Source organism: Streptomyces sp. NPDC002809, from assembly GCF_040295435.1.
In the GTDB taxonomy this organism is placed as follows: domain Bacteria; phylum Actinomycetota; class Actinomycetes; order Streptomycetales; family Streptomycetaceae; genus Streptomyces.
Map to the genome: position 1 here is coordinate 62,563 of NZ_JBEOVJ010000023.1, position 14,531 is coordinate 77,093.

Annotated in this window: 13 protein-coding genes and 1 pseudogene; 7 read left to right on the forward strand and 7 right to left on the reverse strand. The window is 71.9% G+C overall.

Annotated elements, in window-relative coordinates; genetic code table 11:
• Positions 1 to 123: 123 nt before the first annotated feature.
• Positions 124 to 1,773: a diguanylate cyclase CdgB gene (gene cdgB / locus ABT025_RS16495; protein WP_350994474.1), complete on the reverse strand. Its 1,650-nt coding sequence runs from the start codon at positions 1,771 to 1,773 to the stop codon at positions 124 to 126.
• Between the two features lie 384 nt (positions 1,774 to 2,157).
• Here cdgB and ABT025_RS16500 point away from each other — a divergent pair, with 384 nt between their 5' ends.
• A complete protein-coding gene (locus ABT025_RS16500) occupies positions 2,158 to 2,664 on the forward strand; it encodes a flavin reductase family protein (RefSeq protein ID WP_350994476.1) in 507 nt (168 codons plus the stop codon).
• Positions 2,665 to 2,733: 69 nt separating this feature from the next.
• On the opposite strand, the gene arfB is transcribed toward ABT025_RS16500, so the two are convergent.
• Positions 2,734 to 3,159, reverse strand: a complete 426-nt coding sequence (gene arfB, locus ABT025_RS16505) for an alternative ribosome rescue aminoacyl-tRNA hydrolase ArfB (RefSeq protein WP_326737765.1) — start codon at positions 3,157 to 3,159, stop codon at positions 2,734 to 2,736.
• 201 nt (positions 3,160 to 3,360) lie between these two features.
• Between arfB and ABT025_RS16510 the strand changes: the two genes are divergently transcribed.
• Together ABT025_RS16510 and ABT025_RS16515 are read left to right on the forward strand one after the other, a co-directional pair.
• The gene (locus tag ABT025_RS16510; protein ID WP_350994479.1) at positions 3,361 to 3,936 is read left to right on the forward strand and encodes a TerD family protein; all 576 of its coding nucleotides are present in this window, start codon (positions 3,361 to 3,363) and stop codon (positions 3,934 to 3,936) included.
• Positions 3,937 to 4,215: 279 nt separating this feature from the next.
• Positions 4,216 to 5,796 carry a M4 family metallopeptidase gene (locus ABT025_RS16515; protein WP_350994481.1) on the forward strand — a complete coding sequence of 527 codons (1,581 nt, stop codon included), beginning with the start codon at positions 4,216 to 4,218 and terminating at the stop codon, positions 5,794 to 5,796.
• Positions 5,797 to 5,823: 27 nt separating this feature from the next.
• Here the strand turns inward: ABT025_RS16515 and ABT025_RS16520 are convergent, their stop codons facing one another.
• The 4 genes and pseudogenes from ABT025_RS16520 to ABT025_RS16535 form a co-directional block, all read right to left on the reverse strand.
• Positions 5,824 to 7,251 (reverse strand): M1 family metallopeptidase, encoded by a 1,428-nt coding sequence (locus ABT025_RS16520; RefSeq protein ID WP_350994483.1) that lies wholly within the window; start codon positions 7,249 to 7,251, stop codon positions 5,824 to 5,826.
• A gap of 69 nt (positions 7,252 to 7,320) precedes the next feature.
• Positions 7,321 to 8,448: a YncE family protein gene (locus ABT025_RS16525; RefSeq protein ID WP_350994485.1), complete on the reverse strand. Its 1,128-nt coding sequence runs from the start codon at positions 8,446 to 8,448 to the stop codon at positions 7,321 to 7,323.
• 143 nt (positions 8,449 to 8,591) lie between these two features.
• Positions 8,592 to 9,182, reverse strand: a pseudogene (locus ABT025_RS16530) (ankyrin repeat domain-containing protein); the annotation flags it as partial.
• Between the two features lie 33 nt (positions 9,183 to 9,215).
• Positions 9,216 to 9,773, reverse strand: coding sequence for a GlcG/HbpS family heme-binding protein (locus tag ABT025_RS16535; RefSeq protein WP_350994487.1), 558 nt, complete (start codon positions 9,771 to 9,773; stop codon positions 9,216 to 9,218).
• Positions 9,774 to 9,944: 171 nt separating this feature from the next.
• Between ABT025_RS16535 and ABT025_RS16540 the strand changes: the two genes are divergently transcribed.
• The 3 genes from ABT025_RS16540 (at position 9,945) to ABT025_RS16550 (ending at position 12,465) form a co-directional block, all read left to right on the forward strand.
• A complete protein-coding gene (locus tag ABT025_RS16540) occupies positions 9,945 to 11,255 on the forward strand; it encodes a sensor histidine kinase (RefSeq protein ID WP_350994489.1) in 1,311 nt (436 codons plus the stop codon).
• The gene (locus ABT025_RS16545; RefSeq protein WP_350994491.1) at positions 11,252 to 11,890 is read left to right on the forward strand and encodes a response regulator; all 639 of its coding nucleotides are present in this window, start codon (positions 11,252 to 11,254) and stop codon (positions 11,888 to 11,890) included. The genes ABT025_RS16540 and ABT025_RS16545 overlap by 4 nt, the downstream gene beginning before the upstream one ends.
• A gap of 77 nt (positions 11,891 to 11,967) precedes the next feature.
• Positions 11,968 to 12,465 (forward strand): hypothetical protein, encoded by a 498-nt coding sequence (locus ABT025_RS16550; protein WP_350994493.1) that lies wholly within the window; start codon positions 11,968 to 11,970, stop codon positions 12,463 to 12,465.
• A gap of 36 nt (positions 12,466 to 12,501) precedes the next feature.
• On the opposite strand, the gene ABT025_RS16555 is transcribed toward ABT025_RS16550, so the two are convergent.
• Positions 12,502 to 13,203, reverse strand: a complete 702-nt coding sequence (locus tag ABT025_RS16555) for a pentapeptide repeat-containing protein (protein ID WP_350994495.1) — start codon at positions 13,201 to 13,203, stop codon at positions 12,502 to 12,504.
• Positions 13,204 to 13,318: 115 nt separating this feature from the next.
• Between ABT025_RS16555 and ABT025_RS16560 the strand changes: the two genes are divergently transcribed.
• Positions 13,319 to 14,518 carry an NAD(P)-binding protein gene (locus tag ABT025_RS16560; RefSeq protein WP_350994497.1) on the forward strand — a complete coding sequence of 400 codons (1,200 nt, stop codon included), beginning with the start codon at positions 13,319 to 13,321 and terminating at the stop codon, positions 14,516 to 14,518.
• The last annotated feature ends 13 nt before the right edge of the window (positions 14,519 to 14,531 follow it).

The following is a 14,531-nucleotide window of genomic DNA, read 5'->3' on the forward strand; positions in this document are numbered from 1 at the left end:
CTCGCCAGTCGTCGCCGACCGGCCGAGCCTACCCCGAACGGACCACGCCAAGAATTGCCGGAGGTGCGTCAGGAACCGGGGTGGGGTAGGTGGCGTACCCCCGGGACCACAGGCCGGCGAACGTCAGCCGGCTCGACGGTGAACCTTCGAACGCGACCTCTTCTCGACGTACATCCGCTGGTCGGCGGAGCGCAGCACCTCTTCGGCCGTCATGCCGCACGCGGCCCAGCCGATGCCGAAACTCGCCCCGACCCGCACCGCCCGGCCGTCGACGCGAATGGGCGGAATGATGGCGTTACGCAGGCGTACGGCCAGGTCCGCGGCGTCTGCGGCCCCCAGCCCGTCTGCGAGAACGACGAATTCGTCACCCCCGAGCCGGGCGACGGTGTCCCCGTCGCGGACACACGTGGTGAGCCGCCGGGCGACCTCGATGAGAACCGCGTCACCCGTGTGGTGGCCGAAGCGGTCGTTGATCGACTTGAAGCCGTCCAGGTCGCAGAAGAGGACCGCGAGGCCCTTCGAGCCGTCGTCGTCCACCGTGTCCGGTGCGACGGAATGCACATGGTGGTCGTACGGACCGACGGCCCGCCCGGCGTCGAACCCCTCGGCGGGGAAGCCGTGCGCCCGCGCCTCGTCGACGTCCCCGTACGCCGCGTCCAGCGCCTGCACGTCGGTGGACGCCACCGAGTGCGGGCGCTCGCACAGCCGGGCGCTGAGCCGGGCCCGCAGCTCCGCGCTGTTGGGCAGCCCGGTCAGGGCGTCGTGGGAGGCGCGGTGCGCGAGGTTCAGCTCGTGCCGCTTGCGCTCCTCTATGTCCTCCACGTGCGTGAGGAGGAAGCGCGGGCCGTCCGCGGTGTCCGCGACGACGGAGTTGCGCAGCGAGACCCACAGATACGTGCCGTCCCGGCGGCCCAGCCGCAGTTCCGCACGGCCGCCCTCGGCGGAGGTACGCAGCAGGGTGCCGATGTCCTCCGGGTGGACCAGGTCCGCGAAGGAGTAGCGGCGCAGCACCGAGGCGGGACGGCCCAGCAGACGGCACAGGGCGTCGTTGGTGCGCAGCAGCCTGCCGTGCTGGTCGCCGCCCATCTCCGCGATGGCCATGCCGCTGGGGGCGTACTCGAAGGCCTGGCGGAAGGACTCCTCGCTGGCCCGCAGCGCCTGCTGTTCGCGCTCCAGGCGGACCAGGGCGCGCTGCATGTTTGCTCGGAGCCTGGCGTTGCTGATCGCAATGGCCGACTGGGAGGCGTACATCTGGAGCGCCTCACGGCCCCAGGCGCCGGGCCGGCGGCCGTTGCGGGGGCGGTCGACGGATATCACACCGAGGAGGTCCAGTCCTCCGCCCGAGGCGTACATAGGGGCGTAGAGCCGGTCCTGCGGGTGCCACTCGTCCTCGAAGCGGGGTTCCGGGCCCTCGGTGTGCCACTGGGGGACGTCGTCATCGAGGAGGATCCAGCCGTCGGTATGGGGTATGAAGCGGAGTTCATCCCATGTCTCGCCCATGGCCAGCCGGCGCTCCCAGGAGGCACGGGAGCCGACGCGGCCGGTGATCAGGGCCTCGGCGGCGCTGTTGCCCGCGAAGGCGGCGACGACGAGATCACCGTCGGGACGGACGAGGTTGACGCAGGCAAGCTCGTACCCGAGACCGGCGACGATTCCGTCGGCGACGGTCTGCAGTGTGTCGGCCAGGCTCCGCGCCGTGTTGAGATCGGCCACGGCCTGATGCAGTTGCCGCATCGTCGCAAGACGGACGTACGGCTCCGACTCGGCCTCCATCGCTCGCACTCCCCGAGACCTCGACAGCACTCCAGATTTCATATCGACGCACTAGACGTACTTACTGCAGTGTCACGGCCACTGAATCACAGTGAGCTGTGCACCCGGTACACAGGGTCAACAAATATTGCGCTCTGTGACTCAAGTCACAACAGATGGTGAAGGGTCTCAAATGCCACCTCTCAGTGGTCCGTCCTTTTCTTGAACGCAAAACGCAAATCCCCGGCACCGCGGGCCCCGGACAGGCGGCGGACGGGCAGGTCCTAGGACCTGGCTGGTCCCCTGGCCCGATGCGGGGGCCCACCGTACGCGGCTAGCGTTCCCGGTGTGTTGCAGACGAAGCCTCCCACCCCGCGTACCGAAGCCGTCCCCCATGCTGAGGGGGTGAGCAACGACGAGTTCCGCGGCGCCCTCACCCGGCTGGCAGCCGGAGTGGTCCTGATCACCGCACAGGAGCCCCCGCTCGACGAGCACGGCCGCGGCGAGGACGTGGGGATGACCGCGACCGCCTTCATGTCGGTGTCACTCGACCCGCCGCTGGTCATGGTGAGCCTGCGCAACGACTCCCGGATGGACGACCTGCTGGCGGAACAGCCGCTGTGGGCCGTCTCCGTGCTGGCGGAGAGCCAGCGGCACATCGCCGGACGGTTCGCCATGAAGGGCCGGATCAGCGACCGGCTGCTCTTCGAGGACATCCCCTACGTACGGGGGGAGGTCACCGGCGCACCCCTGATCGGGGGCGCGCTCGCGACGCTGGAGTGCCGCACGGAGCAGCGGATCACGGCCGGCGACCACACGCTGGTGATCGGCCGGGTGCTCGGGGCGCAGCTGCCGAGCGGTGACGGCAGCCCGCTGACGTACTTCCGCGGGCGTTACCGGCAGCTGGGCTGACGGGGCGCGGAAGCCCGGCCGGGAGCCCCCGGCCGCCACGGCCGCGGCCCCGCCGGGGGCCGCGGCGGTCTACCAGTCGCGGCCGGAGCGGCCCCGCTTGGTGTCGCCGCGCTGCTTCTTCTCACGCAGCCGGCGTTCGTTGATCCCGCGCGGGATCTTGCGCTTCACACGTGGCTTGGGCGGCGGCGCCGTGGCCTCGGCCAGCAGGGCCGTGAGCCGCACGGCGGCCGTCTCGCGGTTGCGCCACTGCGAGCGGTGCTCCGAGGAGCGGACCGACACGACGCCGTTGACCAGCCTGCTCGCCAGCCGCTCCAGCGCGCGCTCCTTCCAGACCTCGGGCAGCGACTCGGTCGCAGCGAGGTCGAAGCGCAGCTCCACCTGGGAGTCGCTGGTGTTGACGTGTTGCCCGCCGGGCCCGGAGGACCGCGAGAAACGCCACATGAGCTCGGCCTCCGGCAGGGAGACCGCACCGCGGATGACATAGGGCCCGGACATGACACCCATGTTCCCCGTCCCGCGGGGGGTTCGTCACCTTCTTTTGGCGCACGCCTTCATCCGTCTGCCGCACCGCGTCATCAGTTCGGTAAAGAAAGTAAAGGCGGAAGGAACCTCACGGTGCCCCGCCTGCGTTATGGACTGTGACGGTAGCTTCGTGATGGCACGAAGCCCGCACACGACAGATGAAAGGGACTTCCCATGGCAGTAAGCCTGTCCAAGGGCGGCAACGTCTCCCTCACCAAGGAGGCCCCCGGCCTCACCGCCGTCACGGTCGGCCTCGGCTGGGACGTCCGTACCACCACCGGTACCGACTTCGACCTCGACGCCTCCGCGATCGCGGTCAACACCGCGGGGAAGGTCTTCTCCGACGCGCACTTCGTCTTCTTCAACAACAAGGCGACGCCGGACCAGACCATCGTGCACACCGGTGACAACGTCACGGGTGAGGGCGAGGGCGACGACGAGCAGATCAACGTCAACCTGGCGGGCCTGCCGGCCGACATCGACAAGATCGTCTTCCCGGTGTCGATCTACGACGCCGAGACCCGCAGCCAGAACTTCGGCCAGGTGCGGAACGCCTACATCCGCATCCTCAACCAGGCCGGCGGCGCCGAGATCGCGCGCTACGACCTGAGCGAGGACGCCGCCACCGAGACCGCCATGGTCTTCGGCGAGCTGTACCGCAACGGCGCCGAGTGGAAGTTCCGCGCGGTGGGCCAGGGTTACGCCTCGGGTCTGCGCGGCATCGCGCAGGACTTCGGCGTCAACCTCTGACGCTCCGCTCCACCTGCCTTCACGCGAGCCCCCGGCCGAACGTCCTGCGGCCGGGGGCTCCCGCATGTCCGCATACCACTGAACGCACCCAACAGCGGGACCGCCACGCGGCGTTGTCCAACTGATGGAAGTCCGCCGGATAACGAACACGAACGCATCCCAGTCGGACAAGAACTGGTCAAAGAATTGTGAGGTAATTGTTGGTACACCGTCAAAGCCGGTCATTCGGTGGCACGCTCTCCGCTCGTAACCCCCCACGGAACGAGCAACGGAGAACGCATGACCCCCCACATGAACACCCGTCGCGCCGCAGCCCTGGCCGCCGTGGCCGCGATGGTCGTCGTCGGAGTGCAGACCGGTGCGGCGAACGCCGACACGAGCACCTCCGGCGGCGCCTCCGCTTCTCCCCGCACCACCTCGCCCGCCTTCAACAGCGCCTCCGCGCGCACGAGCGCCATCAAGTCGGCACAGACCGAAGCCACTTCGGCCGCCGGCTCACTGGGGCTCGGCGCCCAGGAGAAACTGATCGTCCGTGATGTGATCAAGGACGCCAACGGCACGGTCCACACCCGCTACGAGCGCACCTACGCCGGTCTGCCCGTCCTCGGCGGCGACCTCGTCACCCACACCGCGAGCAGCGGCAAGCTCAAGGGCGTCACCAAGGCGACGAAGGCCCGCATATCCGTGCCGTCCACGACGGCGGAGATCAAGACGTTGGCGAGCGCCCGCAAGGTGATCTGGGCGCGCGGCACCACGCCCGTCCTCGCCTTCGAGACCGTGAAGACCGGCGTGCAGAAGGACGGCACCCCGAGCCGGCTGCACATCATCACGGACGCCACCACCGGCAAGCAGCTCCACAGCTACGAGGCCGTCGAGACGGCCGGCGTCGGCAACAGCCAGTACAGCGGCACGGTCGACATCTCCACCACCGCCTCCGGTTCCGGCTTCGAGCTGACCGACGGCGACCGCGGCGGCCACAAGACGTACGACCTCAACCAGGGCGAGAGCGGCACCGGCGACCTCGTCACCGACGACGACGACACCTGGGGCGACGGCACCGGCAACGACCGCCAGACCGCCGCGGTCGACGCCCACTACGGCGCCGCGATGACCTGGGACTTCTACAAGTCGGCCCTCGGCCGCGACGGCATCGCCGGTGACGGCAAGGCCGCCTACTCCCGGGTCCACTACGGCGACGCGTACGTCAACGCGTTCTGGGACGACAGCTGCTTCTGCATGACCTACGGCGACGGGGCCGACAACAAGTCCGCCCTCACCGGCCTCGACGTCGCCGGCCACGAGATGAGCCACGGCCTGACCGCCGCCACGGCCAACCTCGACTACGCCGGGGAGTCCGGCGGCCTCAACGAGGCGACCAGCGACATCTTCGGCACGTCCGTGGAGTTCTTCGCCGACAACGCCACCGACGTCGGCGACTACCTCATCGGCGAGAAGATCGACATCAACGGCGACGGCACCCCGCTGCGTTACATGGACGAGCCCAGCAAGGACGGCGGCTCGGCCGACTACTGGGACAGCAGCGTCGGTGACCAGGACGTGCACTACTCCTCCGGTGTCGCCAACCACTTCTTCTACCTGCTGGCCGAGGGCAGCGGCGCGAAGACCATCAACGGCGTCGACTACGACTCCCCGACCTCCGACGGCTCCACCGTCACCGGCATCGGCCGGGACAAGGCCGTCCAGATCTGGTACAAGGCCCTCTCCGAGTACATGACGTCGACCACCGACTACGCGGCCTCCCGCGTCGCCACCGAGAAGGCGGCGACCGACCTGTACGGCGCGGACAGTGCCGAGCTCGCCTCGGTCGACGCCGCCTGGACCGGCGTCAACGTGAAGTAGCCACCACCGCGTTGCCCAAGGAGCCGGTCAGCCGTCCGCGGCCGGCCGGCTCCTGCCGTACAGCCAGTCCTGCCACAGCTCCGACAGATCCTCCCCGGTCGCCTTCTCCACGTAGGCGGTGAAGTCCTTCGTCGAGGCGTTGCCGTGCCGGTGCGTCTTCGTCCAGCCGGTGAGCAGCGCGAAGAACTCCTCGTCGTCGTCGACCACCTCGCGGATCTTGTGGATCACCATGGCTCCGCGCCCGTACACGGGCTGCGCGGAGATGCTTTTGGCGTTCGGCGGATCGGCGGGCGGGAACGCCCAGTTGTCCTCGTCCTCGTAGGCCTCGTCGAAGGAGTCCTGGGCCGGGGTGTCCTGCTTCTCCTCCTCCCACAGCCACTCCGCGTACGTCGCCAGACCCTCGTTGAGCCACATGTCACGCCAGGTCTCGGGCGTGACCGAGTCGCCGAACCACTGGTGCGCCATCTCGTGGACGAGCAGGCCGACACTCGGCGGGCCGGGGAAGACCGGCCGGTTCTGCGTCTCCAGCGCGTAGCCGGAGTCCCTCTCACGCTCGACGATCGCGCCCGTCGCCGAGAACGGGTAGGGGCCGAAGTGCTCCGCCTCCCACGCCACCACCTCGGGGACCCGGGCCAGCGTCCGCGCGCTCGCCTTCGCCGACTCCGGGTCCACGGCGGTGAACACCGTGATGCCGCCCGGCATCGTGGACGTCTTCGTGGTGAACCGGCCGACGGCCAGGGTCGCGAGGTAGCTCGCCATCGGTTCGGCGGTGTGCCAGCGGAACGTGGTGCGGTCTCCCGCCGTCGTCGCGGGACCGGCCGGCACCCCGTTGGAGACCGCCGTCAGGCCCTTGGGGACGGTGACCTCCAGGTCGTACGAGGCCTTGTCGCTCGGGTGGTGATTGCCCGGGAACCACGCCATCGAGCCCGTCGGCTCACCGAGGGCGAGCGCGCCGTCGTCGGTCGGCAGCCAGCCCTCCTCGGAGCCGTCCGCATCAGTGATGGTCCGCGGGGAGCCGGAGTAGTGAACGACCGTACGGAACGTCTCACCCTTGTGGAGCCGGTCCTCGACCTTCGCCTCCGTACGCAGCGTCAGCTCGTCGCCCGCCCGGTTGACGGCGGCGGGACGCCCCTCCACCGTCGCCGAGTCCACGGTCAGACCGGCCAGGTCGAGGTTGAACGAGCTCAGGTCCTGAGTGGCCCGCGCGGTGATCTCGACGGTCCCGCGCAGCTTCTGCTCGTCCGGGTCGACGTCGAGCGTGAGGTCGTAGTGCGTGACGTCGTAGCCGCCGTTGCCGAGCTTCGGGAAGTACGGGTCGCGCACACCGGAGGCACCCGGCTTGCCCTCCACCCCGCCACTCCCGGCAGTGCAGGCGGGGGCGAGGACGGCGAGGGCGAGCAGCAGGGCGGCGGCCCCAGCCCTGCGGGGTGTGTGTGCCGGAGTTCGCTGATCCACACCGGTGATCCTATGTGCGGAATGTCGGGTTACGGGGGCCGACCGGTCCACCCCCGTACCTCCAGCCCGTCAGAGCACCGCGATGCCCAGCGGCCGCTCTCCCGCCGCCAGCCGGACCGGGGGCGTCCTCCCGGACAGGTCCACGACGGTGATGCCGTTCCAGTAGCCGTCCCGGGTGAAGCCACCGGTGACGTACGCCGTGCGGCCGTCCCGCGACACCGCCACGTCCTCGTGCGGACCGTCCAGCCCGATGACGCGCTCGGTGCCGTCCGGCCCGCGCACGGTCAGCGACGCTTCCTCGTCGTCCGATGCGATCGGGCCGGTACCGACGACGAGCAGCGTGCCGTCGGGGGCCAGGGTGGCGCCGTGCTGGTGGGTGCCGGCCGTCATCGGCTCGACCTTGACCTTGCCGGTGCGCGGGTCGAGCACGGCCAGCCGCTCGCCCTCGAACGGCAGCAGCAGCTTCCCGTCCCCGGGGCGGACGACCGCGTAGTGCGGCTTCAGCCAGGACCCGAGACCGCCCTCGGTGCCGTACGGGGCCACCTCCATGCGCCGGGTGCGCAGCGTGTCCGTACGGACGGACGTCACGTCGAAGGAGTCGTGGCCGGTGGCGTACACCTCGGCGCCGTCGCGCGAGACGTCCACGTCGAAGGGGCGCCGGCCGACCGGGACGGTGTCGGTGACCTCACGGGAATCCGTGTCGATCACCTCCAGCACCCCGTCGGCGCCGGGCACGTTGACGCCGACGTAGACGTGCCGGCCGTCGGGGGCGAGGGCGATGCCCATGCCCCCGCCGCGGTACTCACCCGTGGTGACGGGGCCGGTCTCCGTCTCGTACGGGATGCGGGCCTGCCGGGTGCGGGTCGGCACGTCGACGACGGCGACGCCCTCGGCGGTGGCCACCCAGGCCCGGCCGTCCGCCCCGACCACCAGACCGTAGGGCGCGGTGCCGACCTCGACCCGGTCGAAGGCGCCGCGCTCCGGATCGACGAACGTCACGGTGTCACCGCCGAAGTCGGCGACGAGCAGCGTGCCGTCGGGGGTGGTCCCGGCGGGGGCCTGCGCGGACGGGGTGCCCGCCGGGCTCTTCGCGGCCGCGCCCCCGTCCGGTGTGCCCGTGGCCTCCGTGGCACAGCCGGCGAGCACCGCCGCGGCGGCCAGCGCCGCGAGCGCCGACACCACGCGGCGGGCTGTCACCTGGTGCCCCCGGCCTTTCGGGTGTCCCACGCGTCCGGGGTGGCCGGGGTTTCCCGCGCATGCGGGGTGGCCGTTTCCCGCGCGTGCGGGGTGGCCGGGGTTTCCCGCGCGTCCGGGGTGGCCGGGGTGTTCCGCTCCGTCCGGGCGTCCCGCAGCAGCGCCGCGATCTCCGCGAAGCCGCGGCGTTCCGCGTGCGCGAGCGCCGTCACACCGTCGCCGTCCGGCAGCCCCGGCGTCGCCCCGGCGGCCAGCAGCAGTTCGACGATCTCCTGGTGCGCCGGGCCGCCGTCGCCGAGGATCACCGCTTCCAGCAGGGCCGTCCAGCCCAGCCGGTTGACGTGGTCGACGTCGATGTCGGTGAGCCGGAGCAGCTCCCGTACGTAGGCGACGTGGCCCCGCTCGCTCGCCGGGATCAGCGCGATGCCGCCGAACCGGTTGCGGAGCTTCAGGTCCGGCCCGGCGGGCAGCAGGACGTGAAGCATCTCGACGCTGCCCGTGACACCCGTGGCCAGCCAGGGGCTCTCCTCGCGGCTGTCCTGCGCGTCGGGGTCCGCGCCCGCCTCGACGAGCAGCCGCGCGGCCTCCGCATGGCCGCCGTGGACGGCCAGGAGCAGCGGGGTGCGCAGCTCCTCGTCGCGGGCGTCCACCCGGGCACCGGCCGCGACCGCGGACCGCACGGAATCGGTGTCGCCGGTGCGTGCGGCGTCGAGCAGCTGCTGATCGAGGGCGTTCATGTCCGTCTCCCGTGGGTCGGTGCGACTGTCCGGCTACTTCGCGAGGGCGGCGACGCCGGCCCGGGCGAACTTCTCGTCGAGGTCGCCGCTGGGGGCGCCGGCCACGCCGATGCCCGCCACCGGGGCACCCTTGACCTGCACCGGGGCGCCGCCCGCGAGGAACAGGGTGCCAGGGATGTCCTTCAGGTTCGGGGCCTGGGCGAGCCGCCCGGCGAGCTCGGAGGTGGGGGCGTTCCACGACACGGCGGTGTACGCCTTCTTCTCGGCGGACTCGTACGCCTGCGGGCCGGAACCGTCGCCGCGCAGCGTCAGGATGGTGTTGCCGTTGCGGTCGACGACGGAGACTGCGACGCGCTGGTTCTCCTTCTCCGCGGCGTCGAGCGCGGCCTGCGCGGCCTTCGACGCGGCGTCCACGGTCAGGTGCGTGGACTGCTGGAGGTTCCGGTTCGCGGTGTCGGCCTTGACGGTGGTGGCGGGCGCGGCAGCGGGGGTGGAGGCGTTCGCGGACATGGCGCCGAAGGTGCCGGCCCCGAGGGCGCCGGCGGCGACGGCACCGGTCAGGACACGGGTGCGCAGCGACATCTTCTTCATGGTGAGCTCCTCAGCGGTGGCAGTGGGTGGTTCCTGCGTTCTGTGTTCCATCCTTGGGCCGGTTCCGGGCCCGCACGGTCGTCGTACCGGCTCGACGCCGCGCGCGGGACGGCTGACGGCCCCATCGGCCGATCGGTTGATGCGAGGGTGACCTTTTGGGGCGACGATGAAATGTCCGCGCAGGTCAGCAGCGGGCCGCGGTCGGGAGCAGGGGGTTGGCGGGTGGAGCAGCGAAGCCGGTCCGTACGGAGCGCCGGGCAGGCCGACGACCCCGGCACGCGCGCTCTGGCCCTGCTCATGCACGCCGCGTTCTTCCTGCTGCTGGGCGCCTCGCTGACCCGGTTCCTGCTGCGGCACCCGGGCGAGACGCGCACCCCGTGGATCATCGGCCTGTCCGTCGCCCTGGCCGCTCTGTACGTGCTCGGCCCGGTCCTCGGCTCCCGGCCGACACCGCGGAGCCTCGTCTGGCTCGGGGCGCTGGTCGCCGTGTGGATGGTGCTCGTCGTCCTCGCGCCGAGCTTCGCCTGGTGCGCGGTCCCGCTCTTCTACACCGGGCTGCGCATCCTGCCGCCGCGTGCCGCGCTCGCGCTCGTCGCCCTGCTGACCCTGTTCGTCGTCGCCGCACAGCTGCGGCTGGCCGACGGCTTCGACCCGAACCTGATCCTCGCCCCGCCTGCCGTCGCCGCCGTCGCGACCGCCGTCTTCGTCCATATGCAGCGCCAGGCCGAACGCCAGGCCGAACTGATCGACGACCTCCTGCGCACCCGCCGCGAGCTGGCCGCCACCGAACGGCGCGAAGGCACCCTCGCCGAACGCCAACGGCTCTCGATGGAGATCCACGACACCCTGGCCCAGGGCCTGTCCAGCCAGCAGATGCTGCTCCAGGCCGCCGACCGCACCTGGGACGCCGACCCGGCGACGGCCCGCCGCCACGTCCGTACCGCCACGGGAATCGCCGAGCGCAACCTCGCCGAGGCCCGCCGCTTCGTCCACGACCTGGCCCCCGCCGACCTCGCCGAGGGCGGCGGCCTGGAGGCGGCGCTGCACGCCCTCGCCGCCCGCGAGACCGCGCAGGCCGAGGGCCGGCTCACCGTCCGCTGCCATGTCGAGGGCACACCGCACTCCGCCCTGCCCGACCGCGCGCAGTCCGCACTGCTGCGCATCGCCCAGGGCGCCCTCGCCAACGTGACCGAGCACGCGGGCGCCACCGAGGCCGCCCTGACCCTCACCCACCTCGACGACCGGACCGTCCTCGACATCGCCGACAACGGCCACGGCTTCACCCCCGCCGCCGGCCCGGGCCCACCGGGCGGGGTACGCGGCCACGGACTGCCCGCGATGCGCGCCCGGCTCCGGCAGCTCGGCGGCACCCTGACCATCGAGTCCGCACCCGGCGAGGGCACCGTGGTGACCGCCACCGTGCCCCTCACCGACGCACCCGCCCGCCCCGCCGGCCCCCTCACCCCACAGGACCCCGCATGACCGCCGCGCACCCGACCATCCGGATCCTGCTCTGCGACGACCACGCGGTCGTACGCGCCGGACTCCTCGCCCTCCTCGGCAGCGAACCCGACATCGAGGTCGTCGGCGAGGCCGGCAGCGGCGAGGAAGCCGTCGCCCTCGCCGCCAGGCTCACCCCCGACGTCGTCCTGATGGACCTCCAGCTGGGCGAGGGCATCGACGGCGTCGAGGCGACCCGCCGCATCGTGGCGGGCACCGAAGGCGCCCACGTCCTCGTCCTCACCACGTACGACACCGACGCCGACATCACCCGTGCCATCGAGGCGGGCGCCACCGGCTATCTGCTGAAGGCCGAACGCCCCGAGGAGCTCTTCGCCGCGATCCGCTCCGCCGCCGAGGGCCGCACCACCCTGTCCCCGCCCGTCGCCAGCCGCGTCATGGCCCGCATGCGCACCCCGCAGCCCACCCTCACCGACCGCGAACGCGACATCCTGGGCCAGCTCTCCCAGGGCCTCGGCAACCGCGACATCGCCCGCGCCCTCTTCATCAGCGAGGCCACCGTCAAGACCCACCTCGGCCGCATCTACGACAAGCTCGGCGTCGACACCCGCGCCGGCGCCGTCTCCGTGGCCAAGGAGCAACGGCTCCTGCCCTGAGGCCCCCACGCGTCCCGTCCGCCGGTCCCGCATCCGCTGGTGCGGGACCGGCACGCCGGGCATGACACCATCGAACCGTGCTCGACATCGGCTACTCCCTCTCCCGACGCTTCCCCGATCCCCCGCAGACCGACTACCGCCGAGCGGACGTCCACGCCCTGCGCCACGATCTGTTCTCCGGGGACGTCTACCTCGCGGACACCAAGGAGGACCGCGAAGTATCCACAGCCTGGGGATGGGTGCCGGTACTCGACTTCGCCTGGGCCCTGTGCGACATCGTCGAACAGGTCGACCAGGACCCCCGCGGCAACCGCTCGCACCGCCGCCAGTTCGCCGAACTCGACTTCACCGAGTCCTCCGACCGCATGCTCTTCGAGCGCCGCTTCGGCTGGGTCGACGTCGAGGCCGACTGGATGCCCGCCGAGGAAGCACCGCTCACCTTCAGCCACTCCCTGCTGCGCCGCGAGGCCCGCGACTTCCTGCACGACCTGATCGCCGACCTCGCCGACATGCACGAGGGGCTCGCCGACAACCCCACGATCTGGGACCTCCAGGCCCGCTTCCCTCGCCTCTGACCTGAGCTTGCCCCCGGGGCGCTCGGCGCGGCCCCTTCACGCCTCCACCCGCACCCCGATCTGTGCCGCGAACGCCGGAGCCAGCTCCATCAGCTGCACCGGGCTGATCACCGCACCGGCCAGCCGCTCCACGCCCCGCGCGATGTCCAGCTCCGCGACCGTCCGCAGATCCACCGACTCCATCCGTGCCGCGCTGAAATCGGCCCGCTTGAGCACGCAGTCCCGGAACTCCACCCGGGTCAGCTGCGCACCCCCGAAATCCGGCTCCGACAGCACGCACCCCTCGAACACCACGTCCTTCAGCCGGGCCTTCCGCAGATTCAGGTAGTCGATCTTCCCGCCCCTGATCAGGACCCGCTCCAGCACCGCACCGTGCATCTGCACCCCGCCCAGGCGGGCGTCCACGATCTCCACGTCCCGCAACGACACCCCCGCGAGATCGGTGCCCACGCCCCGCACCCCCGTCAGCACCGAGTCGATGAACCGGGCCCTGACCAGCTCCGTACGGTCCAGGGCGCAGCCGTCGAGAGCGCAGTCCATGAAACGCGCGCCGGGACCGGACTCGTCCGCCAGGTCCACGGAGTCGAACCGCACGCTGTCGTAGTCCCCGTCCGGCTCCAGTCCACCGCCCTCGTACGCCACCAACGGCGGCAGGCGCACCTCCGGCCGCCGCGCCTCGGCGACCCCGCCCCTGCCGCCCCTGCCCGTACCGCCACCGCTACCGCCGCTGCGCACCATGCCCCCATCGTGACGCACACCACTGACAACGCCCGCCGCCGATGTCACATCCGGGCCCCCGCCACCCGTCCCATGACCAGACACACCTTCAACGAAGACGAAGGAGACCGGGACCATGCAGCGCATCCACGTCGTCGGCGGCGGCCTCGCCGGATTCACCGCAGCCATCACCGCAGCCGAGTCCGGCGCCCTGGTGACCGTCCACGAGGCCCACCACACCCTCGGCGGCCGGGCCAGGACCGCCGACGGCCACTACCGCACCAACGACGGCCCGCACGCCCTCTACCGCCACGGCCCGCACTGGACGTGGCTCGACCGGCGCAACCTCCTCGGCCCCACCGTCACCGTGCCACCCCTCGAAGCCACCCGGCTCCGCTTCCGCCACCACGGCACCCTGCGCCGCACCCCGCCCCTCGCCGTACTGCGCCTCAGCCGCCGCAACGCCACCCACGCCCCCGTAGACACCGACTTCCGCAGCTGGGCCACCGCACAGATCGGCGAGGAAGGCGCCCGTGCCGCCGCGCACTACGCCGCCGTCGCGCTCTACCACCACGACCCCGGCAGCCTCTCCGCCGCCTTCGTCCAGGAACGCCTCCACCGCGCCGGCGCCCTGCCGCCCGAGGCCCGCTACCCCGTCGGCGGCTGGGACCGGATCGTCGACCGGATGGCATCCCGCGCCTGGAACCTCGGCGTCCGCATCGAGACCGCGTCCCGCATCGACACCGCCACCCTCGACACCCTCGCCCGCACCGGCCCCGTCGTCGTCGCCACCTCCCTCGACGCCGCCCGAGCCCTCCTCGGCGACCCCGCACTGACCTGGGCCTCCGGCCGCACCGCCCTCGTCGACCTCGCCCTGCGCACCCGCCGCGGCGACGCGTTCGCCGTCTCCGACCTCGACGCCCCCGGCTGGATCGAACGCTTCACCGCCCAGGACCGCACCCTCGCCCCCGCCGGCGAGCAACTCGTCCAAGGCCAGTTCCCCGTCGCCCCCGACGAGACCCGGGCCACCGGCACCGCCCGCGCTGAGGACCTCCTCGACCTGGGCCTCCCGGGCTGGCGCGACCGGACCGTATGGCGCCGCGACGCCCTCGCCTCGGGCCGCACCGGCGCAGTCGACCACCCCGGCACCACCTGGCGCGACCGCCCCGCCATCGACCGCGGCAACGGCATCTACCTCGCCGGCGACCAGGTCGCGGCCCCCGGCCTCCTCAGCGAGGTGTCCTTCACCAGCGGCATCGAAGCGGCCCTGCTCGCCCTCGGCACCACCGCACACCCCGCCCCGTCCACCACGCCCCTTGACCTCAAGGGCGCTTGAGGAAGGAGGGTGA

What these genes read in the sequence shown, in the direction of transcription:
- cdgB (WP_350994474.1), bottom strand. Translation starts at nt 1,773, where the DNA reads ATGGAGGCCGAGTCGGAGCCGTACGTCCGTCTTGCGACGATGCGGCAA.
- arfB (WP_326737765.1), bottom strand. Translation starts at nt 3,159, where the DNA reads ATGTCCGGGCCCTATGTCATCCGCGGTGCGGTCTCCCTGCCGGAGGCC.
- ABT025_RS16510 (WP_350994479.1), top strand. Translation starts at nt 3,361, where the DNA reads ATGGCAGTAAGCCTGTCCAAGGGCGGCAACGTCTCCCTCACCAAGGAG.
- ABT025_RS16515 (WP_350994481.1), top strand. Translation starts at nt 4,216, where the DNA reads ATGACCCCCCACATGAACACCCGTCGCGCCGCAGCCCTGGCCGCCGTG.
- ABT025_RS16535 (WP_350994487.1), bottom strand. Translation starts at nt 9,773, where the DNA reads ATGAAGAAGATGTCGCTGCGCACCCGTGTCCTGACCGGTGCCGTCGCC.
- ABT025_RS16540 (WP_350994489.1), top strand. Translation starts at nt 9,945, where the DNA reads ATGTCCGCGCAGGTCAGCAGCGGGCCGCGGTCGGGAGCAGGGGGTTGG.
- ABT025_RS16545 (WP_350994491.1), top strand. Translation starts at nt 11,252, where the DNA reads ATGACCGCCGCGCACCCGACCATCCGGATCCTGCTCTGCGACGACCAC.
- ABT025_RS16555 (WP_350994495.1), bottom strand. Translation starts at nt 13,203, where the DNA reads ATGGTGCGCAGCGGCGGTAGCGGTGGCGGTACGGGCAGGGGCGGCAGG.
- ABT025_RS16560 (WP_350994497.1), top strand. Translation starts at nt 13,319, where the DNA reads ATGCAGCGCATCCACGTCGTCGGCGGCGGCCTCGCCGGATTCACCGCA.